Genomic DNA, 22,002 nt, shown 5'->3' on the forward strand with positions numbered 1-22,002 from the left:
GCGAAGGCGGCCGTACCGTTGGCGCAGGCGTTGTAGCTAAGATTACAAAATAATCTTTCGCCAATTCAAAAAGAACTCCCGTCATGGGGGTTCTTTTTTTACGGTGAAAATAATATTTATCAGCACTCTTTTCCAGCGAGTGCTATTTTTTATTATGGGGTATTATAAAGTTCTATTAATAAAACTGCAGGCGTTATATAACTTAAATGCATTATTGAACGGCGATTTATGCATAGCAAAAGAGCAGAAAATTTTGATTTTGAGAATAGAGACCGACTTTTTTCAGATTAATTGAGAAAAAGAGGATAGATACAGCCCGAATTTCGGAGAGAAAGCCCAAATAATTGCACAAAAGATTAAAAATGTATTACGGTTACATTGCTGAATGAGAAGAATTATAATAACAGTAGAGAGCTGAATGAGCAATGAATTCATGGGAATCATGAAACCTGTGGATTTTCATTCCATCCACCTCGGAAATCACTTTCATCAACTAGAAAGACCCGGGATAAATGATCGTAGTACAGCAGAGGAGACCTGAGAAAGTATATTACGCAGCACTTCCTCATGTTTCAAAATCGTGGAAAGGAAGGTAATTGTTATGAAACTTACACATGCGGTTCAGAAAAAAGCTGTCAGCGCTATCGTCGATCATATCATTGCCATCAAGGATCCGGAAGAGCGGAGAAAATCCCTCATCAAGCTGTCCTATATGATTCAAAAAGGCTATGGGGATATGTTTGAAAAAGAGACCTTTGATAAAGTCCGCCTGCTTCTGCAATATAACCATAAATGGTGGAAATACCTGAATCGTGCTCTTGATACGCTGAATCCCCACATCATTAAGACCGCCGTCATGGATCTGGGATTTGAAGCTGCCTTTTATGGAAATAAAAAAAGATGGGAATGCAGAAAGAAATACGGTATCAACATTCCCTGGATTATCCTTTTTGATCCCACCAGTGCCTGCAACTGCCACTGTATAGGCTGCTGGGCTGCCGAATATGGGCACACGCTCAACCTGTCCTACGATATTATGAACAAGATTGTCACCCAGGGGAAAAAGCTGGGCATTCATTTCTATATGATGACCGGCGGGGAACCGCTGGTAAGAAAGGACGATATTCTCCGCCTGTGCCGCGAGCATCCGGACTGTGAATTCCATGCCTTTACAAACGGCACACTGATAGACGATGATTTCTGCAAAAAGGTATGTGAGGCAGGAAACCTGTCCTTCTCCATTTCCATCGAAGGGTGGAGGGAAGTAAACGACAGCCGCCGCGGCAAGGGCCATTTTGACAAAGTCATGCATGCCATGGACCTGCTCCATAAATACGGCATTGTCTACGGCACATCCATCTGCTACACCAGAAGAAATATAGAAACCGTAACTTCTGATGACTTCATTGATATGCTTATCGGTAAAGGCGCATGGTATACCTGGTACTTCCATTACATGCCCGTGGGCAAGGGTGCCGATCTGTCACTCCTTCCCACCAGGGAACAGAGAGCCTATATGGTGCACAGAGTCCGCGAAATCCGTGAGCTGGAAACAGGTAAGCCCTTTATGGCTATTGATTTCCAGAACGATGGCCAGTACATCGGCGGCTGCATAGCCGGAGGCAGGAACTACTGCCATATCAATCCAAATGGCGATGTGGAACCCTGTGTGTTCATTCATTATTCCAGCGCCAATATCAAGAAAGACGATCTTCTGACATGTCTCTCCCAGCCGCTCTTCAAGGAATATGCCAAAGGGCAGCCTTTCAACAAGAATCATCTTCGTCCGTGTCCCATGCTTGAAAATCCGCCGGCCCTGGCAGAAATGGTTAAACGAAGCGGTGCCGTATCCACTGATCTGCTGGCACCGGAAAGCGCCGAAGATCTCTGCAGGAAAACCATGCCCTATGCCAAACAGTGGGCACCTATGGCAGAGAAGCTCTGGATGTCCATCAGAAACAACAAAGTGGTTCCTGTCGGACCGGATGTCCATAAAGAAGAACAGACAAAAGGTGCCTGATGATTTCCTGGTGCAGGCCTGTGAAATCAGATGACTCTGTAACTTCATAATGAAAGAGGTGCTCCGAAGCGGGGCACCTCTTTCATTATGGAAATCGTTATTCTGCATCATGGGCCTTGCCATCCGTAAAGACCGGTTCTTTCAGTAATTCCGGACTTGTGTCTGAATGCAGGTGCAGCATCCGGTGCAGGGACTCTTCCTGTTTCATGCGGCAGAGAGCAGCGGACTGGAGAAATCGAAAAGAAAATCTTTCATGATCTGTCCGTTGGGACTGCTCGTTTTACTTTATAAGCACCGGACGGGAAACGGATGGGTAAAGGAAACCAGACATTTTCCATTTTGGAGCTGTTCTGCAGGTGCCATAGGCAGATCGATCATCTACCCGGTATCCCTCATATGGAATAGATAATAGATAAGAAGAAATGTTTCCCGTTTTCTGTATTATTTTTGGGGGCCGTAAAAAGCGGAACGTTTTTCCGATTCACTGTTATCCTGTCGGCATGCCGGCCTGCGGGCCTGCTAATTCCCATAGTCACATATACCTGTAAAATGCTATAATATTTCTAATAACCATGCATTGATTAAAGAAAGGTGAAGATATATGAAAATGAAAAAATGGCTGGCAGTTTCTTTGACTGCCCTGGCAGTGACTGCAGGAGGTATGGCAGTACAGGCTGATTCCCTGACTCTGTCCGGCGGGGAAGTACTGGATATGGGTTCTTCTGTTTCCGTGTACCCCGGGGAGCGGTCTTTCTTCGGGAGCCAGCTTCATGACTGGCTGATGGAACCTGATGCGGCAGTAACCGTGGAAAAAGCACTGGAGGGTGCATCTGTTTTCCCAAAGGACAAGGATTACTCAAAGGAACTTTCTGAAATGGCCGTTTCTATCCTGCGCACAGGCAAGGTGTACCAGGTGAGGGCATCAGCCAATGATACCTTTTATCAGGGGATGATGGTGTCTCTTTCCGTATCTGACAGTGATATGCTGAAGCTGGCCCTGTACGGAAAGACGGCGCTTGCTGATAAGGATGCGGCTGAAAGCAGTGCGGGCACGGAGAAGAAAGAATCTCTGGATAAGGCGCTGGATCTTCTTCATGGAGCTGTGGCCGTGGATGAACATTCCCACTGGGAAGACAGAAAGTCGGATCAGGGACTGGCATACCGCACAGCTGATGCTAAATTGTCTCTGACGAAAAACGGATTCATGATTCCTCTGTATGTGAAGGGAATTATTACAAGAGAAGAAGGAAAGACAGTGTATACCGTATTTGCTGCTGACCAGGCGTCGGGAAATTATTTCCGTCCCTTTCTGGACAAAGCATTGAAGGAAGCAAAGAAATGAACATCAAGAAAACAGCAGCCCTGCTGGCCCTGCCTCTTTTGATGGCAGGAAGCATGGCAGGAGCAGAGAGTCCGTCAGCTTCATCCACTGCGGAACCCTGGCAGCCGATGAGTGCGCTGGCTCCTGTATTTCCGGGCGTGGGGCCGGTGATGAACGGCGGCAGTGCGCCTGCATCTCTGGAAGATTCGGTGAAGAAGTCGGGAATCGTTCCCTCTTCGGAAATGAATGACCTGTTTCTGAATCATGTGACCATGCCGAAGAACATGCATTATGCACCTCTGGCAGAGGGAAATTCCGTCTTTGCCCGCCACATGGGGACCATGACGGTAAAGGGAAAGGGCCATACTGCCGGTGCTCTGGTAGGCGGCGCCACGTTTCGCGGAAAGGAGTCCGATGATTTCTTTGGAGGCATGTTTCTCCCCCAGGGGCATACCCGGAAAGCAGGAGGCCGGATGCTTGCCTTCAACATGGGACTTCTGAAGCTGGAAAGCGTAATGAATGAAGTATTTCTCCAGGCCGTCGATGAGGTGCGGAGAGATACAGGAAGTTCCCTGCCCTATGATTTCCTTACGGTAGATATGGTTCATGTGGAGCAGCTTCATACCGTAAAAACTCATCCGAAAACATACAGCTTTTCCATTCGTCCTGTATTCTCTGCCGATGGGTGGATGGTTCCTCTCTTTATCCGCGGCTTTGCCAGCCAGGTGGACGGTACATACCGTTTTCTCTTCCTGGCGGCGCCGGACAGCGAAAGGGATATTATCAGCGAAGCCGGTTTAAAGCTTATAAATCTGCCTTCCGACGGTGATGGTCAGGCTGTTTAAGAAAAACAGGAAAAAGGCTCTGCGTTTTTGACGCAGAGCCTTTTTGCGTGGAGAAGGAAAGCTTCTTATTTTTATTTGAATGGGAAAAGGGTGGGAAATACATTATCCTCCGGATAAGGCGAATAAGAAGAAGGGAGCAGGCAGTCTACTTCGTAAAATGGTTCATGGTATCGGTATTCGCCGGTAAAGAGAGTACTTTCTAAGATGATTTTATCATAATTCATGGCAAATAAATCAGGAAAGAGCGCCGGTGCCTGCCGGATATCGGAATCCCTGCGAACGATGGATCGAAACCAGGAGGAAGGCAGGGAGTATACCCTGTCCGGATATCTACCGCTTTCAGGGGAGCCTGCCGGTTCCATGCTGAAAAAGGTTTGTTTTGTTTTCGAAAAATAGCTCATGCCGTATACCAGCCCTGCCTTTCATCCGGCCTTTTCGATTTCCCGCATGCTCTGTTTCAGGATATGGCTGAAGGCAGGACCTGATTCATTGCCTTCATAGGGGATGAGCCAGAGTGTGAGGGAAGGAAAGGCAGGAAACAGGATGATTCCTGTGCAGCGTGTATTCCGACCGATGGTAGTCATTTTCTACGAGACGAAGAAATTGAATTTTTTTCTGCAGCATTTTGATCTGCTTTTCTGCTTTTTCAATGCCTTCCTGTACGAGCTTGTCATAGCGAAGTGTTCCTTTGGGCCGGTCGATGAAATCCCGGAAGCAGGCCAGGGGGATGTTCAAATTACGGCAGAGGACGATGGCTTCCACAATGTGGAGCTGGGTGAAGGTATAGTAGCGGTAGCCGTTTTCAGGCTCTTTCTCAAGGAAACCCTTCCCCGGGAACAAAGGATACAGGATGGCTTCTTCCGTTCCTTTTTTCATATTGTGAAAGTCCTTCGGGTCCGTTCTTTCATGCAGCCGCTTTTTATGTTTTCCCTGCTGGCAGCGCCTTGCATGGGATATCTGGCCGTATCCTCCTTCATTTATGAGGATGGCTTCCACCTTACGCCCCGGGAATATGCACTGGCTTACGGAGCAGATTCTCCGGCTGCCGCAGCAGGTCCTTTTATTTTTCTGGTGCTTCGGCAGATATAGTCTGAAAGGAAATATATTTTTTATATGTTTGCTCTCTGTGTCATCAGCATGACAGGCCTTCTTTTCTTTTCTCACGAGCCTCTTTCCTTCTTCCTTTCCTTCCTGCCCTTTACGGTGATGGAAGCCTCCATGCGTCCTTATGCCATGGAGATGCTTCTTTCCCGGGTAGAAAAGGATGTGGGTTCTGCTGCTGCCATGATTAATTTCATGCCCGGTCTGGCAGGCAGTGTGGGCATGGCACTGGTAGTCCTTCCCTTTGCAGGATATGTGATGAATCTGGGCTTCATGATGGCTGCCACCACGTTTGTCGGTATTCTTCTCTGTCTTACAGATAAGGACATGGAAGATGCAGAAGGTATTTCCATGGAGAAGCACTGAATAGATTGACGGCAATCCTTTCGGCTGGACGGAAATGATATAATGAGCAGAGAATATTACCGGGAGGCATGATTATGATTCTTTGTACTTTTCTGCTTGTGACTGTATTTCTGCTTCTTTCCGCTGCAACTGCTTCGGCAGAGGAGGAAAAACCTTCCGTGCACCTCCTGGCTACCGGCGGCACCATCGCGGGAAAGGCCTCTTCTGAAACAGCTACCACCGGGTATGAAGCCGGTGCGCTGAGAGTGCAGGAACTTCTTTCTGCTCTGCCGGAAGTGAGTGATTATGCCCGGGTGACGGGGGAAGAAATTGCATCCATTGACAGCAAGGATATGACGGAAGACATCTGGCTTTCCCTGGCAGGGCGGGCCAATGAACTGGCAGGAGAAAAGGATGGGCTTGTGGTCATTCATGGCACGGATACCATGGAAGAAACGGCCTGGTTTCTCCAGCTTACAGTCAGTCCTTCCGTTCCTCTGGTGCTGACAGGGGCCATGCGTCCTGCCACAGCTGTCAGTGCGGACGGTCCCATGAATCTCCTGAATGCCGTCCGCCTGGCGGCAGATCCTTCCGCTGCAGGAAAGGGCGTGCTGGTGATGATGAATGATACTATTTTCGGCGCCGGAAATGTAACCAAAGGAAATACCCTTTCCCTTGATACTTTCCGTTCTCCTGACGGCCCGCTGGGATATATGAATGACGGGAAGCCTTTCTGGTGTGCCCTTCCGGTGCGCATTCCCTGCGGAAAAGCCCCTTTTGATGTCAGTCACCTCTCCCGCCTTCCAAAGGTGTATATCCTTTATGGAAATGCCTGTGCCGACGGTGTCATGGTACAGGCGGCCGTGCAGGCAGGTGCGGAAGGAATCGTATATGCAGGATGCGGCAACGGCAGCATACACAGGGAAGACGAAAAGGAACTGGCCAAAGCGGTGCTGCAGGGAATTCCGGTGGTTAGAAGCTCCCATGCAGGCAGCGGCTCCGTGATTGCAGCGGAGAATTCCTACGAAAAGGAACATTTCATCCGAGGAGGATCCCTGAATCCGCAAAAGGCGAGGATCCTTCTGCAGCTGGCTTTGACGAGGACAAAGGACAGCCGGGAAATACAGAAGATGTTTGAGACATATTAAGCAGAGATGGAGCGTCGGCTCTGCCATGCGCCGTCCTGTGCCGGCAGCGGCGTTTCCTTTTCATTCCCTGTCATAAAATTGATTTGACATCTGTTATCAGGAGTGCTACTATAAATACAACCGAATAGGAAAAGAAAGGTGCCCAAAGGGCTTAATAGGGAAGACCGGTGAAAAGCCGGCACGGTCCCGCCACTGTAATGCAGAGCGAATCCAATAAAGTCACTGAGAAATCGGGAAGGCCGGATAAGCGAGGAAGCAGAGTCAGGAGAACTGCCTCTCTTGTATCACCGTTTGAACCCACGAGCGATGGGAAGGGGATGTCTCAAGGATGTCTCTTTGCGCTTGTGCAAAGAGTTTTTTAATGGTTTGAACATTCGGTTATTGAGGAGCACAATTACATAAGTGAAACAGGTGCCCTGAAGGGCTTAATAGGGAAGACCGGTGAGAAACCGGCACGGTCCCGCCACTGTAATGCGGAGCGAATCCAACAAAAGTCACTGAGGATATTGGGAAGGCTGGAGGAGCGAGGAAGCAGAGTCAGGAGAACTGCCTGTTTTGTATCACCGTTTGACCTACGAGCGATAGGAAGGTGTGTATTCATAGAGCCGTTCTTTTTTGACGTACCCGGAATCCACCTTGTCCTTTGCGAAAGGTGGATTTTCTTATTCTACGGCTGAGAGGGCATAGGGGAGGAAATGACAGGGAACATGCTTCGCCCCTTCCTGCATCAGCTTCCATCCATTCGGTGTAACGCCTGCGAAGGCTTTACATATACCTGTGGGGATTTCTCCATGGTTCATCTCCTTTTTGGGTGATGGTAGTAAAAGGGAAATACGATCATCACCCTATACTTCTACCATAACTTCAATATGAAGTTCCTATATATCGGGTGCCTCCTGCACCACTCAGAAACAGGGGCCCTTCCCCTGTGGTTCATCTCCCTTTTGGCGATGGTCATAAAAGGGAAATATGATCATCGCCTTCTTTCTAAAACGTCTTCCTTCACAGGAAGTTTTCTCATAGACGGCCGGTATTCCTGAGGACTGCCGGCATGTTGGGAAGCAGTTTCATGCTTTCTCCCTGCGTGATGGTGGCAGCAGGGAATACCATCATCACGCATTCCATTTTTGGTAATAGCATTCCGCAAGGATGTTATTATACAGGTTCTCATAGGAGCTGCGAGCTCCAACCCCTTTTGAAGCGGCCTGGTGTCGCTTCTTTTTTTGCTTGCAAATTTCGATAAAATTCGATATAATGAAAACATAGATAGAGAAATATCGTTTTATCTGATATGCTTTCAAAAAGAAAAGCAGAAATTCAGATTCTCAGGCAGTGAAAGAGCATGAATTTTTTCAGCAGCGGTAGAATCACCGCTTTTTCGGGAATCACACATTCCAGGGAGGTTTATGATGAACGTTTATGATTTTAAAGCAGTGGATGGAAAAGGCAGGGAAATTTCCCTCTCCGACTACAAGGGAAAGGTACTTCTGATTGTGAATACAGCCAGCAAGTGCGGGTTTACACCGCAGTTTGAAGGACTGGAAAAACTGTACAATACCTATAAGGACAGAGGGTTCGTGGTGCTGGGATTTCCCTGCAACCAGTTCGCTGAACAGGATCCGGGAAGCGATGGAGAAATTCAGGAATTCTGCCGTTTGAACTACGGCGTGACCTTCCCCATGTTCCGCAAGGGCAACGTGCGGGGAGAAGAGGCTCAGCCTCTTTTCAAATATCTCATAAAGGAGAAGGGTTTTAAAGGACTGGATATGGATCATCCCAATGCGCAGGTTCTGCTGGATTTCATTAAGAAGAATTATCCCCATTTCCTGGATGATGACTCCATTAAATGGAATTTCACCAAGTTCCTTGTGGACAGGGAAGGAAATGTGGCAGAACGCTTCGAACCTACAAAGACACCGGAAGCAATTGCTCCGGAAATTGAAAAACTGCTGTAAAACAGATAAAAAGAGCCGAAAGGCTCTTTTTTATTTTGTCTGTTTCAGCCCGTTTTCCTCAGAATCTGTCCATGCAGAGGGAATGAGAAATAGATAGAATCGGCATATTTATTATTCCGAACATTTATTTTATTCCATTATCCCATGTATGCTATGATACTTGTGTCATATCAGAGGATGCCGGTTTCCAAAGGACCGGTCTGACCTGTGGAAACACGGCTTTTAAAGGCAGACCGGGGAGGATGGTATGGCTTTATTATCATTATCTGCATTGGGGGCGGCTATTTTTATCGGTTTTTTCAGGCAGATGAATACGGGGCTGCTGAGCATTGCGCTGGCATTGGTCGTAGGGAAGGCAGCAGGACTCAGCGATATGGACATTCTGGAAGGATTCAATGCACCGCTGTTTCTGATGCTTCTTGGAGTGACCTACCTTTTCGGGCTGGCTGATGGCAATGGAGCATTAAGACTCTTGGCAGAGAAAATTGTGTCATTGTCCGGACGGCATACCTGGCTTGTGCCGATTGTCATGTATTTTCTGGCCGCAGGGATATCAGCCCTGGGACCGGGGACAATTCCTACGACTGCAATTATGATGGTGCTTGGAATGTCCCTGGCAGCAGAAATGAAAATCAATCCGGCCATGCTGGCGGCAATTGTCTTTCTGGGTGCTGCGGGAGGAGGCATGTCCCCTCTGGCAGCAACGGGGATTATCGGCGTCAATTTATGCAGTGACTTTGGTTTGTATCATATAGAGAAGCCTCTTCTGATTAACGGCATGCTGTCTTCTTCCGTATATGCATTTCTGGTATATATGGCCTTTGGCGGATTCCGCCTCAGGAACCGGTCCGGCAGTGCGGTGAGAAAGTACGGCTCCTTTGACCGCAGACAGAAAATGACTCTGCTGGCCATAGGAATCATGATTCTGGCGGTCATCGTTTTCAAGGTAAACGTAGGACTGGCAGGATTCGGGGCAGGAGCGGTTCTGTCCTTCTTCCATGCGGCCGATGAAAGGGAGGCGCTGAAAAAAATTCCCTGGGGAACGCTGCTGCTTATCTGTGGCGTAGGGGTCCTGATGAATGTGATTATCAAAACGGGAGGCATTGACCTGCTTTCCGGAGTTTTAGCCGATTTGATGAATGATAAAACAGCCGCTTCGGTGCTGGGGATGACAGCAGGCGTTATGTCCTGGTTTTCGTCTACTTCCGGTGTGGTCATGCCTACGCTGATTCCTGCCATTCCTCATATTATGGATCAGATGAGCGGGCCGGTGAATCCGGTGGAGTGGGTTACCGCCATCAGCATGATTGCCAATACAGCCGGCATCAGTCCTCTTTCTACGGGAGGCGCGCTGGCGCTGGCTGCCTATTCATCGGAAAACGGGGCAGATGAAGAGGAAATGCAGGGGCTCTTTATACGCATGTTTGCTATTTCTGCGGCAGGGGTCCTGTCCCTTTCTCTTTTTGCCTATTTCGGCTTCTACCGGTGGCTTTTGTAAACCTGGAAAAACTGCAGAATTGATAAAAATCCGCGGATAACCGCGGATTTTTGTCGTAGAGGACAGGACATTCCGGGCTGACGGTTTGGCAGCAAATCCGGCGCCCCCTGCTTTCTTTGGAATGTCCTGTTCCATATATTATTATAAAACAATATTCCTCGCCGGAATTCGCAGGAAATAGACAGGTATTACATAAGAAATATTCCCTCTTTTCACTACATGCCATATTGGAATAACTTTATTTAAATCAATTCCATATAATAAGAATGGAAGGTGAAAAGGAAAAGAATTCTGCCGGTGCAAGGCGCCTGTGCCGACAGGTATCCTTTCCCTGTAAAAGTCAGCCTTTTCCGGCTGCCATCGGAAAAAATTCCGTCAGTCGGTAAAAAAGGCGGTAAAGGAGGAGAATGAAAATGAAAAAAAGCGCAGTTACTGCTTTGGTCATTGGAGCCATTCTTCTTGGTCTTGGCGCCGTGACGAATCCCACCTCTGCTGCACCGGAACTGACCAGCCGTCCTGTGCCGTTAAAAGGAAAAGTCAGAGTAGTGAATGATAAGGCGGACTATCTGGTCCGTGTGAGAAGGGATGCGGGCTTTACCGTGACTTCGGCAGACGGGCAGCCTGCAGCAGACGGAGACTGGCAGTTTGTTGATCATGGGGAGGATTTTACCATCCGCTTTGTGGATGAATGTCCTCAGGTATCTGTGACTATGCGTACCCATGACGGCATCCTGTAATCAGGGAACGAGCGATTTAAAAAGCACTGCAAAAATGAATTATCATTTTTGCGGTGCTTTTATGATGGAATTTTTTGCGGGAAACGAAGAAAAGAACTATTGAAGTGTCCTGGGAGGCACAAGCGGTTTTGCATGGCGCACTTCGCTGTAAAACTGAAGGAATTTCTTGCCGATTACGGACAGAGGACGGCCCTTGACCTTGACCACGGTTTTGCTTAAATCCGCATTTACGTTGTCGATGTTCCGGCAGCGGAATGCAGGACCCAGTATTTCACCGGGCTCTATGGGGACCACGGCGACTCCTGTATTGTCAGAGGCCCATTGGAGGGCGGTATTTCTGGTAGTGCATACGCTCAGAATATGGGGCTTCAGGGACGCCTGGGCAAAAGCCTTCTGCAGGATCAGATAACACCCGCCTGAAAGGCAGAGAGGCATCTCGGCCAGCTGGCGGAGGGAAACGGATTCGGGCAGATCTTTTAAAAGGGGAGACTGCTGGTGAAAAACAGCCACTATCGTTTCTTTCCGGCGGAACAGGATTTCAAAATTATCCTGGTGATTCAGCGGAACGCTCAGGATACCGATTTCCGTAATACCGCTCAGGAGCTGCTGGGTCTGTTCGGTGATGCCGCCTTCATAAATCTCATAGACAATATGAGGAAAGAGAAGATGGAAGGGCTCCAGACAGGTATGTATGAAAGTAGAGGCCCTGGAATTCGCCGCACTGATCCGTAAAATACCTCGGCTGCCGTCATTGATGTCATCAATTTCATTTTTTGCCATGTCCTCAAGGGAGCAGATGTATTTGGCTTTCTGGTAGAGGATGCGTCCTGCGTCGGTGAGGATCAGATGCTTGCTGCCTCTGGTGGTAATGATCAGCTTGGCGCCGAAGTAGTTTTCCAGAGATTTGACCTGTTTGCTTAAAGCCGGCTGGGCAATATGGATATATTCAGAAGCAGAGGTCATGCTTCCCGCTTCCACAATAGCAAGAAAATTCCTGTAATTTTCAATTTCCATAATAAACTCCTTGATGATCAGAAATACTGCCGGGGTGATTTCTGATACATGGTCCTGTTTTCTATGGAATCAGCAGTGAAACAGCGGTAGATTAATAACCGGTCAATGATATAAATGGATAGAAATATACATATACAGTTATGTATTTACTTTATATAATATTGGAAAATAATTATAAAGTCAAATAAAAATATAAGAATTATAAGCATTCGCCATAAAGTATGGGAAATTTTCTGAAAAATATAGCTGATGGGAGGCTTTACAGGAACTTAACACAGATATATTTTAAATTCCTATCAGATATTTTTAATAATTTAAGAAAAGGGGTAAGATATAACCATCAAATAACTCACTGCCGGGGTGATATTCAGTCATAAGTCCATGTTTTCGATAAGGAGTGATTCGTATGACCGAAAGCAAAGAAATCCTTTTTTCCAGGCTCTGTCTTCACAGGCTGGAATCCGCCGGAAGATATGTTCACAATCTGCAGTATGAGCAGGATTTTAAAAACTCTATTCAGGGCAACCGTTTGACCATGGATGAAATGGAAGCTTTGAAGAAGCGTAAATTAAGTTACCTCGTTAAATAAGTTATCTCATCATTCAACAAATCATTACTCACCTTCCGATTTGGATGAATAACTTGCCTATAGGGATCCGGAGTGCTGCCCGGATCCTTTTTTGCTGCCTGAAAGCACTGTAAAACGGGATGTCAGCAGGGAATATATGATATGCTGCTTTACCATTGCAGGAAAAGAATGCATAAGAATTACGCAGGTGCGGAATACAATAAAAGAAGCATTGTCTTAACATTCTTATCATATATTTTTAATATAACTGAATGAATGATATTCTTTTACTGTAAGTTGTTCGGCACCCAGGGAAAGGAGGTTTAATGGCCAGCAGAAAAGATATCAGTCAGGCTGATTTGATGGCACTCTTTCATCGGTTAGATACACAGTATTATTACAAAGCGATTGAAGAAGATAGAAGAAATTTTGAGCCTGTCCGAAGGGATATAAATTTTGATGATGGGAAGCAGGCGGTCCGGAATCTTTCCCGAAAAGTCAGGAAAGGGATGCATCATCCGGAAAATGAGTGATACCTGCAGGTCTGAACAACAGCTTCCATAAGTATGGATTGTCCCCTTTGGGAAAGTACTGACCGCATCCATGTGGAGTGATCCGCACTTCCTCAGATGACCGCATGAAGCTTGGGGAGGATTCATGGTTCTCTTTACTCAAAATGTGTAACAGGAGGATAAGTTTAGTCATGGATTTTCTTTTTACGATGGATCCGGCAATTAAATGCCTGCTCCTTCTTCTTGTCATAGCCATTCTTTTTATTACGGAGAAAATTCCACTGGCAGTGACAGCAATGTTTGCAGCTGTCGGCTGCTGGGCTCTCGGTCTTTGTTCAGCCGATGAAATTTTTAAAGGCCTTTCTGATTCCACTGTCGTTCTTTTCGGCGGTATGTTCATCGTTGGGGCGGCTATGTTCTACACCGGCCTGGCACAGGACATAGGCGGAGCGGTAGTCCGATTGTTCGGCACCAGTGAGACAAAGCTGATGGTGGGCATCATGATTATTGCAGCGGCCATGTCGGCATTTCTCTCCAATACCGGTACGGTAGCCTGCCTGATTCCGGTGGTGGTCGGTATCTGCAAGAAGGCACATATTCCGGCTTCCCGGGAAATGATGCCGCTGGCTTTTGCCGCCGGCCTGGGCGGTACATGTACGTTAATCGGGACACCGCCAAACATTATTGCCAATGTGGCTCTCAAAACGGCAGGTATGCCTGAGCTGCAGTTTCACTTCTTCGAATATGCCTGGGTAGGTGTTCCGATTACGGTAGCCGGCATTATCTACATGCTTGTGATCGGACGTCATCTTCTTCCTGACCGGGTAGATGAAATGGCTGAAGGCGAGGAGCCGGAGCAGGAATTTGAAATGAATGAAACCACAAAGACAAAGAAGATCATCTGCGGAATTATTATGCTTGGCGTTATTTTATCCATGGCCACAAGTATTGTCCCGCTTGAAATTGCGGCTGTGGTGGGTGCTCTTCTCTGCGTACTGACAGGATGCCTGACAGAAAAGCAGGCCTATGCATCCATTGACTGGGTTACGATTTTCCTCTTTGCCGGCATGATTCCTATGGCTACAGCCATGAATACATCGGGTGCAGGCAAACTGATTGCCGAGTATACGGTAGCAGCTCTTGGCGGAAGTCCGTCGCCTTACCTGATTACAGCTGTCCTCTTTGCTATCGCTGTTCTCCTCACTCAGTTTATGAGTAATACGGCATCGAAAGCGCTGCTCTGCCCGGTGGGCATTGCACTGGCTGCCCAGGTAGGCGCATCGCCCCGGGCTGTGCTGATGGCCATTCTGATTGCTTCTTCCTGTGCTTTTGCAACTCCTGTAGGGACTCCGCCCAACACACTGGTATTGGGACCCGGCGGCTATTCCTTCATGGATTACATCAAGTGCGGCCTTGGTCTGGTCGTAGTCTGCATGATTGTTTCTATTATTGTGATTCCGGTGGTATGGCCGTTCTTCCCCGGCTGAGCAGGGAGAGAAAATCCGCTTCGGGCATAAAGCCTGAAGCGGATTTTTTGTTTGGTGTGAAAAAGGAATTTTATAAAAAACAGGTATTTTTCTGCCATGTTTCTGCGGTTTTTTAAATCGATTTTTCGGATCCGGTGCAGATCGGTTATATATTATATACCGATTTTTCATACTGTGCGCTGATGGATTATTTCACATAAGGAAAGGATATTATTTATTTTATCAGGCGTGCTATATAATTTGTGACAGTCCGGGGAAAGACAGGCATGGATGTCCGGAAATCCATGCCGGGTACGCCCTTTTCCGGACATTCGTCGACAGCCCGGGATGCAGATTGATTTGTCTGTAGAGGTGGTTTTATGTTGAATCTGAATGAATTTCTTTCCATAGGGCAGAATGCTATTACCCGTCAGGTTGTTCAGCAGGAAGACTGTACGGATAACTATGATAATGATTTTAAAAGTCTTCTGGCAACGCCCCGCCTGCTTCACTGGATGATTGATGCGTCTATCCATGCCATTGATCCCTATCTGCCGGATGAGTATGCCAGCATCGGCCTTTCTGTTGATTTCGTCCATACCGCACCTACCAGTCTTGGCATGACGGTAACGGTACATGCTTCTATTGTGACCATTACGGAGCATGATGTGACACTGGATATCAAGGCCTGGGATGAACAGGGAATCATCGGCCATGGCGTGCATAAAAGGGCAATCGTAATGAAAAAATCAGTACTGGATAAAGCAGCGGAAAGAGCGAGACTGCTGATGATTAAACAGGCAAATGAACAGATAAAGGATATGAGCAGATAAAATGTTACCGGATAGTATGGCAGGGGCACTGACCCTGAGTTTGATTGATTTTTTTCTAAGTTTTGTCTTTATTTCCTGTATCGGGGTTGTTTTACATTTTTTTCCGCTTCTGAACAGGATTGGAAAAATAAGAGAAAGGAAGGATTAACATGGATTCGTTATTTCTTTCTCTGCTTGCCGACTTGTTTCACCAGACCGGATTGGCGGATCTGACCCCGGGCAATGTGATTATGGTGGCAGCAGGATTGGTTCTCCTGTATCTGGGAATTGTGAAAAAATACGAACCGTACCTGCTTGTGGGCATAGGATTTGCCTGCATTGTGGCTAATGTACCTGATTCGACTCTGACTTCGGAAGGCGGTCTGTTCTGGTATGCCTATCAGGGCGTGGCAAAGCTGATCCTTCCGCCTCTGATTTTTCTGGGCATAGGGGCCATGACTGATTTCGGGCCCATGATTGCCAATCCCAGTCTGGTTATCCTGGGGGCGGCAGCCCATTTAGGTATTTTTGTAGCACTGATCGGTGCCGAGGCTCTCGGATTTTCTCTGAAGGAAGCCGCATCCATCGGAATTATCGGTGGAGCGGATGGCCCCATGGCCATTTATACCACCATGAAACTGGCACCGGATCTTCTGCCCCAGATTTCTGTGGCGGCTTATTCCTACATGGCTCTGATGCCTCTGATCCAGCCGCCGATCATGCGGCTTCTGACAACCAGGGAAGAGCGCCGGATCATCATGAAACAGCCGCGGTATGTATCCCGGCTGGAAAAGATTGCGTTCCCCATTGTCATGGCAGTCATTGTCAATCTTTTCCTTCCGCCGGTGGCACCGCTGATTACCATGCTCATGCTGGGCAATCTGCTGAGAGAATGCCTGGCAGTAACCAAGCTGGCAGAGACAGCTTCCAATGCGCTTCTGAATGTGGTGACACTGGTGCTTACAACGGCAATCGGTTCTACCATGGGAGCCCAGACTTTTCTCACTTCAAAAACGCTTCTGATTATCGGACTGGGACTTCTGGCTTTTGCCTGCGGAACGGCATCCGGCGTTGTGTTTGCAAGGCTCATGTGCCGGCTTACCCACGGGAAGATCAATCCGCTCATCGGATCAGCAGGGATTGCCTCCGTTCCTATTGCAGCACGGGTTTCTCATATGGTGGGACAGCAGGAGAGCCGAAGCGTGTTTCTTCTTATGCATGCCATGGGGCCTAATCTGGCCGGGGTGTTCGGCACCGCCATTTCCGGCGGCATCATGCTGGCCCTTCTGGCCCATTAAAATGGAATGGCCGGAACAGCCATGAATCATTTCTGTTCCTGTGATTTACAGGGGAAAAATCGAAAAGGTGGCTGCAGGCTGTTAGAAACCCTGCGTTGATGTATGGAATTTTTTACATTTGAATGATGTGATTCTGAGGCTGCCCGGTTCATATGGGGAGAGCGTGGATTCACCCGGCGGATCTGATTTCATGACCTGTGCAGGAGCGGTTTCTGCTGCTGCACATTCGGTGGAATGGTGAAGCAGGTTCTGCGTTCCCTGAAATCGGACAGCTTTTACTGTACCGGAGAAAGGAAAGACGGGAAAACAGGGACGAATTATTACTGTATCAAAGGCTGTCAGGTGGCTTTACAGGGGGGAGAAAACAAATATGGAAATCAGTCAACTGGAATATTTTGTAATTCTGGCCCGGATCAGGCATTTTACCCGGGCCGCCAGATCCATGTCCATTACCCAGTCTGCTCTGAGCCATTCCATGAGAAAACTGGAAAAGGAACTGGGCGTGGCGCTTTTTGAACGGACCGAACAGGGAGTCACGCTGACTGCAGCAGGGCAGGACTTTCTTTCTCATGCAGAACGGTCTTTAAATGAATTGAAAAAGGGAAAAAATGAGCTGGAGGAAATGAAGAATCCAGGCAGGGGCCTGATACGTCTTTCTTTTATTCATTCTCTGGGCACCGGACTGATTCCTTTCCTGCTGGCAGGCTATGAAAAACACTGCGCCCGCTTTGTGCTTTCTCAGAACGATTCCGCATCCCTTACCCGAAATCTGCTGGAGGGAAAGAATGACCTCTGCCTTTGTCCTCCTATGATGTCCATGGAGAACATTATCTGGGTTTACCTTTTCTCAGAAAAATTATATGCGGCACTGCCCCGCAGTCACAGGCTGGCGCAGAGAAAAAGCCTTGCCGTGAAAGATCTGGAAAAGGAACCTTTTATCTTTCTGAAAAGATCCTACAATTTAAGAGTTTTATCGGAAGAATTTCTGGCAGGGGCCGGTGTCAATCCTCTGGTCATGTATGAAGGCGATGATGTGAATACGCTGGCAGGTTTGATTTCTGCCGGGCTTGGTGTTTCCATTCTGCCGGAAACAGAAGGAACAGATCGGAGCGATATTGTTTTTATCCCTTTTTCGGACAGGCCTCTCACCAGGGAAATCGGGCTGGCGTGGAATGGATCCGTACCTCTGACCGCTGCGGCAGATGCCTTTCGGCAGTATGTGCTTTCCTGCTTTCCGCATCAGGAGGCAGGACTCAGCGATAAGGTCTGATGTTCTCGGCATGAATGACAGCTGGAAAGGCAGACTTTTCACCATGGAATATAGAAAGGGCGGAGATACCGGATGCGGTATTTCCGCCCTTTGGCTATAAGGGCTTCCGGCAGCTGAAGGTATGTGCGGAGGATAAAAGAGAAGCTGCCGGAAGTTTTATGGGAATTATTTTTTCACGGGAGAAATGAATCCGGGAATGCAGGCAGCATCCTTATTGACCATTTCATCAATGACACCGGTACAGGGAATTTCCATATGATCAATGGAATGTTCTTCCTTTCTGTATATCCATTGATGGAGCAGACTGTGATCCTGTTTCTTTTTCGCTTCCAGATATTCCAGCTCTGCCTCGGGACTGGCAATAAAAGGCTTGCTTGCTACAAGGCTGATGCCGTCGGGACGATTCACTTTTTCTTCAATTTCAAACCATTTGGGCGTAGACATAGGAAAATCCTTCTTTCTTTTATAAATAGCGCAGATACACATAGACACTGCTGATAAGTATGGATAGAATCATCAAGGGAAACGCAATTTTCATGAATTCCAGAAATGTAATAAAGACTCCTTTCCTGGCAGCCATAGATGCGACAACTACATTGGCTGATGCTCCGATAAGAGTGCCGTTGCCGCCAAGACAGGCACCCAGAGACAGAGACCACCAGAGAGGATCCAGATTAGTCATGCCCATGGTTCCCATATCCTTAATTAATGGAATGAGAGTAGCTACGAAGGGAATATTATCAATGAAAGCGGAGCAGACCGCACTTAACCATAGGATGAGAAGGGAAGTGGCCGTTTCACTGCCGCTGGTCAGTTCCATTGCCTTTTCGGCAAGGATGGAAATAATGCCGGTGTCCACCAGGGAGCCGACCAGGACGAAGAGTCCTGCAAAGAAGAAGATGGCCAGCCATTCAATATTGGACAGCATGCGGGTAATCATGGGCTCGTTATCATGGCATGCAAGAAGCAGCAGAAGTGCGGCGCCTGCCATGGCGGCCGTGGCGGTCTCGATGCCGAGCACATCGTGAAGAGCAAACAGGGATATGGTAAGTACCAGCACAAACAGGCATTGATAGAGAAGTCTGCGATTCTGAATTTCATCCTTCTCATCCATAAGAAGAACCTGTTCCTGCAGGGCCGGTGATGTCTTCAATCCCTTCCGGAACAGGAATACCAGGATACAGTCAGTGATGATAAACAGGAAAATGCAAAGGCCGGTGAGATTGCAGATGAAATCGGAGAAGGACAGGCCGGCGGCACTTCCAATCATAATGTTTGGAGGATCTCCGATCAGAGTGGCTGTGCCGCCGATATTGGAGGCCAGGATCTGGCTGATGAGAAAGGGCTTTACATCAATTTTCAGCTGAGAGGCCATACTGAAGGTGAGAGGGACGGTCAGAAGAACTGTGGTTACGTTATCCAGAAGACCGGAGCAGACCATGGTAATGGCAGACAGCGCAAAGAGCAGGGGAACCGGCCGGGCATGCACCTGTTTGGCTGCCCATATGGCCAGAAATTTAAATAGTCCGGTTTCTCTGGTAATATTGACAATAATCATCATCCCCATCAAAAGGCCCAAAGTGTTCCAGTCGATATGGCTGACAGCGGCAGCCTGGGTTTCGATGCCTGCAAAAATCAGGAGAGAGGCGCCCAGCATGGCGATAATGGTTCGATGGATTTTTTCAGAAATAATTAAAACATAGGCGGCCAGAAAGATTCCGGCAGTCAGAAACATGGTGTTATTCAATGGGTATCCTTCCTTTCCCTGGTGCCGGCATTCGAAGCATGGCTCCGGATGCAGGCATGGAAACAATTCTGACAGAAGCAGGACCTGCGTCAGGAAAGCTTTCGAAATCATAACCCCGGCATGGCTGGGAGCGGGAGAAACCGATCTGCCGGGGATATCCGCAAGCTTTTCTTTCCGGGACTTCCTGTATTTCATCCTGGCTATACTATAATGGATAGAATTTTAATATTCTAATGAATTGTTAATATATATAGAATGAATGATTTTCATTGCCTGGGAGGAATAGGTTTTATGCGCCTAGACAGAAACGTAAAATATGCCGTAAAAACGGGACATTTTCCATGGGATATGAATCAAACTGCAGGGAATGATGAATAACATCACTGGAAACAGCAAAGGAAAATCCACAAAAAAGGCCCTCTGCCTGAAGGGCAGAGGGGGTATAAGGAGAAGAAATATACAGGAGTTAGAAACGGTCAAGAGCCTGAAGAATACGGCAGCGGGTAATCAGGCCCACAAGCAGATTCGGCTTTTCAATCACGGGAATATTGGCTATGTGGCCGTCCACGGCAAGGATCATAATTTCTTCCAGCGGTGTATTGGGCGATACACAGCGTACATGGCGGGTCATAATATCAGACACCCGGGTACTGAGCTGCTTTTTAAATGAAGTCATATAGCGTCCGTAGCCGTTGTAATAGGCACCGGCTCCCAGTACGTCCATATACTGGGGACCGTAGGGGTACATCTTTTTATAAAGAATATCACCCTTCGATACGACACCCATCAGCTCGTTCCCTTTGACTACCGGCAGAAGGGACTGCTTTTCCCGGAGAAAAATATGGATGAGTTCATCAATGGTGGTTTCCGGCGCTACGGTCACCGGGTCCGGTATCATAATTTCGCTGGCTGAACATATCTGGTCTTTCATTGCAATAGCCTTCTTTCTTCTCTTACATGAAACTCAGACTGCCAATGGATTCGGGCGGGACAGAAGTTATAGAGAAAAAGCTCTGTCCGATTTCATGGTATCATAAATTAGTTAAAAAATAATTAGAAAAATAATTATATGAATAAGTTTCATGAGAGAATAAAACGCCGGACATTACGGAGAAACAGCTGTATGGCGATGGAAGGAAAAATTAAAAAATCCTCACTCCCGTCATGGAGTGACCTGTCCGGGGACATATGGTACTATAATAGAAAAAGAGGTAAAGACAGGAGGCAGAGGATGAAAAAATATTTCTTTTTTGATATCGATGGTACGCTGACCACGCCGCTTACCGCTGATTATCCGGAGAGCACAAGAGAAACGGTCAGGGAACTCATCCGCCGGGGCCATTTCGTATCTCTTGCCACCGGCCGCATGCAGGCAGATGCCCAGGAAGTGGCAAAAACGCTGGGAATTCCTGCTCTGGTATCGGACGGCGGCAATGCGGTAACCATTGACGGGAAGATTCTTTACGATGAGGGGCTGCCTCTTGCAGACTGCATGAAGACCCTGTCGGAAATCGATGAGGAAAAGCATCCCTGGGCGGCTGCTCCTTTTAATAAGAAATATCGAATCACCAGGACACCGCTGTATCTGGAAAAGGTAAAGGACAGGTACTACGAAACAGAAGTGAATCCGTCCTTCGATTTCCATAAGGTATCCGACATCCATAAAATTTTCGTAGCCTGCAGCAAAAAGGAAAAGGAAGACATTCCGCTGTATGGCCTGCCTCATGTATGGTTCAGCGCGGATACCATGCTTATCGAGCCTGTCCATAAGGAAAGGGGAATCATGGAAATCCAGAAGCGGTTCCATATTCCTGATGAAGATATTGTAGTGTTCGGCGACGGCATGAATGATCGTACCATGTTCCGCAAAGAATGGCTCGGCATAGCCATGGGCAATGCCAAGCCGGAGCTGAAGGCGCTGGCCAAGTACATTACCGATCGGGCCGATGAGGATGGCATTTACAACGCATGCCGCCATTTCGGGTGGATTTGAGCACCGATTCCTGCAGCATGGTTTGCGGCAGGGCTTTGAGAAGGCAGGGCATGCCATGAAAAGATATCTCATACCGGAAAGGGAAGAAACAGATACCGTCACTGCTGATACAGGAAATCTGTTTCTTCCTTTTTTGACTTTATCGAAGGAGCTGGAAAAGCATGGAATAGAGGAAAGTGCCGAACAGCAGACAGGAGGCAGTTTCTTTTGATGACGGTATCAATAAGCCTTAATTGTAAACAGGCCAATGTATATAAATTGACAAATAGAATTTCACTGTTTATTATATAAAAGACAAGTCCTTTTTATTGACGGAGAAAGGATTTGTCTGCTATCATAAAGTATCATTGTA

At 47.6% G+C, this 22,002-nt stretch carries 22 protein-coding genes and 2 riboswitches; of the genes, 16 read left to right on the forward strand and 6 right to left on the reverse strand.

Going from position 1 to position 22,002, the window contains the following annotated elements:
- Window positions 1-601: 601 nt before the first annotated feature.
- The 3 genes from ACI4N7_RS00680 to ACI4N7_RS00690 all read left to right on the forward strand — a co-directional run bounded on the left by ACI4N7_RS00680 (window position 602) and on the right by ACI4N7_RS00690 (window position 4,186).
- Window positions 602-2,020, forward strand: a complete 1,419-nt coding sequence (locus ACI4N7_RS00680) for a radical SAM protein (RefSeq protein ID WP_439731444.1) — start codon at window positions 602-604, stop codon at window positions 2,018-2,020.
- Window positions 2,021-2,621: 601 nt separating this feature from the next.
- Window positions 2,622-3,362 carry a hypothetical protein gene (locus ACI4N7_RS00685; RefSeq protein WP_439731445.1) on the forward strand — a complete coding sequence of 247 codons (741 nt, stop codon included), beginning with the start codon at window positions 2,622-2,624 and terminating at the stop codon, window positions 3,360-3,362.
- Window positions 3,359-4,186 carry a hypothetical protein gene (locus ACI4N7_RS00690; protein ID WP_439731446.1) on the forward strand — a complete coding sequence of 276 codons (828 nt, stop codon included), beginning with the start codon at window positions 3,359-3,361 and terminating at the stop codon, window positions 4,184-4,186. The genes ACI4N7_RS00685 and ACI4N7_RS00690 overlap by 4 nt, the downstream gene beginning before the upstream one ends.
- Window positions 4,187-4,257: 71 nt before the next feature.
- On the opposite strand, the gene ACI4N7_RS00695 is transcribed toward ACI4N7_RS00690, so the two are convergent.
- Window positions 4,258-4,548, reverse strand: a complete 291-nt coding sequence (locus ACI4N7_RS00695) for a hypothetical protein (RefSeq protein ID WP_439731447.1) — start codon at window positions 4,546-4,548, stop codon at window positions 4,258-4,260.
- Window positions 4,549-4,681: 133 nt separating this feature from the next.
- The gene (locus ACI4N7_RS00700; RefSeq protein WP_439731448.1) at window positions 4,682-5,062 is read right to left on the reverse strand and encodes a hypothetical protein; all 381 of its coding nucleotides are present in this window, start codon (window positions 5,060-5,062) and stop codon (window positions 4,682-4,684) included.
- Between the two features lie 3 nt (window positions 5,063-5,065).
- Between ACI4N7_RS00700 and ACI4N7_RS00705 the strand changes: the two genes are divergently transcribed.
- The 6 genes from ACI4N7_RS00705 (at window position 5,066) to ACI4N7_RS00730 (ending at window position 10,970) form a co-directional block, all read left to right on the forward strand.
- A complete protein-coding gene (locus ACI4N7_RS00705; RefSeq protein ID WP_439731449.1) occupies window positions 5,066-5,275 on the forward strand; it encodes a hypothetical protein in 210 nt (69 codons plus the stop codon).
- Between the two features lie 24 nt (window positions 5,276-5,299).
- Window positions 5,300-5,653, forward strand: coding sequence for a hypothetical protein (locus ACI4N7_RS00710; protein ID WP_439731450.1), 354 nt, complete (start codon window positions 5,300-5,302; stop codon window positions 5,651-5,653).
- A 74-nt stretch (window positions 5,654-5,727) separates the two neighbouring features.
- A complete protein-coding gene (locus ACI4N7_RS00715) occupies window positions 5,728-6,780 on the forward strand; it encodes a type II asparaginase (RefSeq protein WP_439731451.1) in 1,053 nt (350 codons plus the stop codon).
- A gap of 119 nt (window positions 6,781-6,899) precedes the next feature.
- A riboswitch (cobalamin riboswitch) is annotated at window positions 6,900-7,072 on the forward strand.
- A gap of 100 nt (window positions 7,073-7,172) precedes the next feature.
- Window positions 7,173-7,348: riboswitch (cobalamin riboswitch) on the forward strand.
- 841 nt (window positions 7,349-8,189) lie between these two features.
- A complete protein-coding gene (locus ACI4N7_RS00720; RefSeq protein WP_439731452.1) occupies window positions 8,190-8,735 on the forward strand; it encodes a glutathione peroxidase in 546 nt (181 codons plus the stop codon).
- Window positions 8,736-8,982: 247 nt separating this feature from the next.
- The gene (locus tag ACI4N7_RS00725) at window positions 8,983-10,233 is read left to right on the forward strand and encodes an SLC13 family permease (RefSeq protein WP_439731453.1); all 1,251 of its coding nucleotides are present in this window, start codon (window positions 8,983-8,985) and stop codon (window positions 10,231-10,233) included.
- Window positions 10,234-10,646: 413 nt separating this feature from the next.
- The gene (locus ACI4N7_RS00730) at window positions 10,647-10,970 is read left to right on the forward strand and encodes a hypothetical protein (RefSeq protein ID WP_439731454.1); all 324 of its coding nucleotides are present in this window, start codon (window positions 10,647-10,649) and stop codon (window positions 10,968-10,970) included.
- Window positions 10,971-11,066: 96 nt separating this feature from the next.
- On the opposite strand, the gene ACI4N7_RS00735 is transcribed toward ACI4N7_RS00730, so the two are convergent.
- Window positions 11,067-11,984 carry a LysR family transcriptional regulator gene (locus tag ACI4N7_RS00735; protein WP_439731455.1) on the reverse strand — a complete coding sequence of 306 codons (918 nt, stop codon included), beginning with the start codon at window positions 11,982-11,984 and terminating at the stop codon, window positions 11,067-11,069.
- 406 nt (window positions 11,985-12,390) lie between these two features.
- Here ACI4N7_RS00735 and ACI4N7_RS00740 point away from each other — a divergent pair, with 406 nt between their 5' ends.
- The 5 genes from ACI4N7_RS00740 (at window position 12,391) to ACI4N7_RS00760 (ending at window position 17,910) form a co-directional block, all read left to right on the forward strand.
- On the forward strand, window positions 12,391-12,573 hold the full coding sequence (locus ACI4N7_RS00740; protein ID WP_439731456.1) for a hypothetical protein: 183 nt from the start codon (window positions 12,391-12,393) through the stop codon (window positions 12,571-12,573).
- Window positions 12,574-13,273: 700 nt separating this feature from the next.
- Entirely contained in the window at window positions 13,274-14,551 is a 1,278-nt protein-coding gene (locus ACI4N7_RS00745) for an SLC13 family permease (RefSeq protein ID WP_439731502.1), read from the forward strand.
- A 359-nt stretch (window positions 14,552-14,910) separates the two neighbouring features.
- Window positions 14,911-15,363 carry a thioesterase family protein gene (locus ACI4N7_RS00750; RefSeq protein ID WP_439731457.1) on the forward strand — a complete coding sequence of 151 codons (453 nt, stop codon included), beginning with the start codon at window positions 14,911-14,913 and terminating at the stop codon, window positions 15,361-15,363.
- A gap of 149 nt (window positions 15,364-15,512) precedes the next feature.
- The gene (locus ACI4N7_RS00755; protein WP_439731458.1) at window positions 15,513-16,640 is read left to right on the forward strand and encodes a sodium ion-translocating decarboxylase subunit beta; all 1,128 of its coding nucleotides are present in this window, start codon (window positions 15,513-15,515) and stop codon (window positions 16,638-16,640) included.
- Window positions 16,641-17,010: 370 nt separating this feature from the next.
- Window positions 17,011-17,910: a LysR family transcriptional regulator gene (locus ACI4N7_RS00760; protein ID WP_439731459.1), complete on the forward strand. Its 900-nt coding sequence runs from the start codon at window positions 17,011-17,013 to the stop codon at window positions 17,908-17,910.
- A gap of 165 nt (window positions 17,911-18,075) precedes the next feature.
- On the opposite strand, the gene ACI4N7_RS00765 is transcribed toward ACI4N7_RS00760, so the two are convergent.
- The 3 genes from ACI4N7_RS00765 to ACI4N7_RS00775 all read right to left on the reverse strand — a co-directional run bounded on the left by ACI4N7_RS00765 (window position 18,076) and on the right by ACI4N7_RS00775 (window position 20,588).
- Complete coding sequence (locus ACI4N7_RS00765) at window positions 18,076-18,354, reverse strand: hypothetical protein (RefSeq protein ID WP_439731460.1); 279 nt, start codon at window positions 18,352-18,354, stop codon at window positions 18,076-18,078.
- A 19-nt stretch (window positions 18,355-18,373) separates the two neighbouring features.
- The gene (locus ACI4N7_RS00770) at window positions 18,374-19,657 is read right to left on the reverse strand and encodes an SLC13 family permease (RefSeq protein ID WP_439731461.1); all 1,284 of its coding nucleotides are present in this window, start codon (window positions 19,655-19,657) and stop codon (window positions 18,374-18,376) included.
- Window positions 19,658-20,123: 466 nt separating this feature from the next.
- The gene (locus tag ACI4N7_RS00775) at window positions 20,124-20,588 is read right to left on the reverse strand and encodes a CBS domain-containing protein (protein WP_439731462.1); all 465 of its coding nucleotides are present in this window, start codon (window positions 20,586-20,588) and stop codon (window positions 20,124-20,126) included.
- Between the two features lie 300 nt (window positions 20,589-20,888).
- Between ACI4N7_RS00775 and ACI4N7_RS00780 the strand changes: the two genes are divergently transcribed.
- Window positions 20,889-21,650, forward strand: coding sequence for an HAD-IIB family hydrolase (locus ACI4N7_RS00780; RefSeq protein WP_439731463.1), 762 nt, complete (start codon window positions 20,889-20,891; stop codon window positions 21,648-21,650).
- Window positions 21,651-21,705: 55 nt separating this feature from the next.
- Window positions 21,706-21,861, forward strand: a complete 156-nt coding sequence (locus ACI4N7_RS00785; RefSeq protein WP_439731464.1) for a hypothetical protein — start codon at window positions 21,706-21,708, stop codon at window positions 21,859-21,861.
- Window positions 21,862-22,002 lie beyond the last annotated feature (141 nt).

The organism is Dialister sp. (genome assembly GCF_051885895.1).
Classification (GTDB): domain Bacteria; phylum Bacillota; class Negativicutes; order Veillonellales; family Dialisteraceae; genus Dialister.

Excerpts from the sequence above, each read along its gene's own strand:
- ACI4N7_RS00680 (WP_439731444.1), top strand. The coding sequence starts at position 602 with ATGAAACTTACACATGCGGTTCAGAAAAAAGCTGTCAGCGCTATCGTC.
- ACI4N7_RS00685 (WP_439731445.1), top strand. The coding sequence starts at position 2,622 with ATGAAAATGAAAAAATGGCTGGCAGTTTCTTTGACTGCCCTGGCAGTG.
- ACI4N7_RS00690 (WP_439731446.1), top strand. The coding sequence starts at position 3,359 with ATGAACATCAAGAAAACAGCAGCCCTGCTGGCCCTGCCTCTTTTGATG.
- ACI4N7_RS00695 (WP_439731447.1), bottom strand. The coding sequence starts at position 4,548 with ATGGAACCGGCAGGCTCCCCTGAAAGCGGTAGATATCCGGACAGGGTA.
- ACI4N7_RS00700 (WP_439731448.1), bottom strand. The coding sequence starts at position 5,062 with ATGAAAAAAGGAACGGAAGAAGCCATCCTGTATCCTTTGTTCCCGGGG.
- ACI4N7_RS00710 (WP_439731450.1), top strand. The coding sequence starts at position 5,300 with ATGTTTGCTCTCTGTGTCATCAGCATGACAGGCCTTCTTTTCTTTTCT.
- ACI4N7_RS00715 (WP_439731451.1), top strand. The coding sequence starts at position 5,728 with ATGATTCTTTGTACTTTTCTGCTTGTGACTGTATTTCTGCTTCTTTCC.
- ACI4N7_RS00720 (WP_439731452.1), top strand. The coding sequence starts at position 8,190 with ATGAACGTTTATGATTTTAAAGCAGTGGATGGAAAAGGCAGGGAAATT.
- ACI4N7_RS00725 (WP_439731453.1), top strand. The coding sequence starts at position 8,983 with ATGGCTTTATTATCATTATCTGCATTGGGGGCGGCTATTTTTATCGGT.
- ACI4N7_RS00730 (WP_439731454.1), top strand. The coding sequence starts at position 10,647 with ATGAAAAAAAGCGCAGTTACTGCTTTGGTCATTGGAGCCATTCTTCTT.
- ACI4N7_RS00735 (WP_439731455.1), bottom strand. The coding sequence starts at position 11,984 with ATGGAAATTGAAAATTACAGGAATTTTCTTGCTATTGTGGAAGCGGGA.
- ACI4N7_RS00740 (WP_439731456.1), top strand. The coding sequence starts at position 12,391 with ATGACCGAAAGCAAAGAAATCCTTTTTTCCAGGCTCTGTCTTCACAGG.
- ACI4N7_RS00745 (WP_439731502.1), top strand. The coding sequence starts at position 13,274 with ATGGATCCGGCAATTAAATGCCTGCTCCTTCTTCTTGTCATAGCCATT.
- ACI4N7_RS00750 (WP_439731457.1), top strand. The coding sequence starts at position 14,911 with ATGTTGAATCTGAATGAATTTCTTTCCATAGGGCAGAATGCTATTACC.
- ACI4N7_RS00755 (WP_439731458.1), top strand. The coding sequence starts at position 15,513 with ATGGATTCGTTATTTCTTTCTCTGCTTGCCGACTTGTTTCACCAGACC.
- ACI4N7_RS00760 (WP_439731459.1), top strand. The coding sequence starts at position 17,011 with ATGGAAATCAGTCAACTGGAATATTTTGTAATTCTGGCCCGGATCAGG.
- ACI4N7_RS00765 (WP_439731460.1), bottom strand. The coding sequence starts at position 18,354 with ATGTCTACGCCCAAATGGTTTGAAATTGAAGAAAAAGTGAATCGTCCC.
- ACI4N7_RS00775 (WP_439731462.1), bottom strand. The coding sequence starts at position 20,588 with ATGAAAGACCAGATATGTTCAGCCAGCGAAATTATGATACCGGACCCG.
- ACI4N7_RS00780 (WP_439731463.1), top strand. The coding sequence starts at position 20,889 with ATGAAAAAATATTTCTTTTTTGATATCGATGGTACGCTGACCACGCCG.
- ACI4N7_RS00785 (WP_439731464.1), top strand. The coding sequence starts at position 21,706 with ATGAAAAGATATCTCATACCGGAAAGGGAAGAAACAGATACCGTCACT.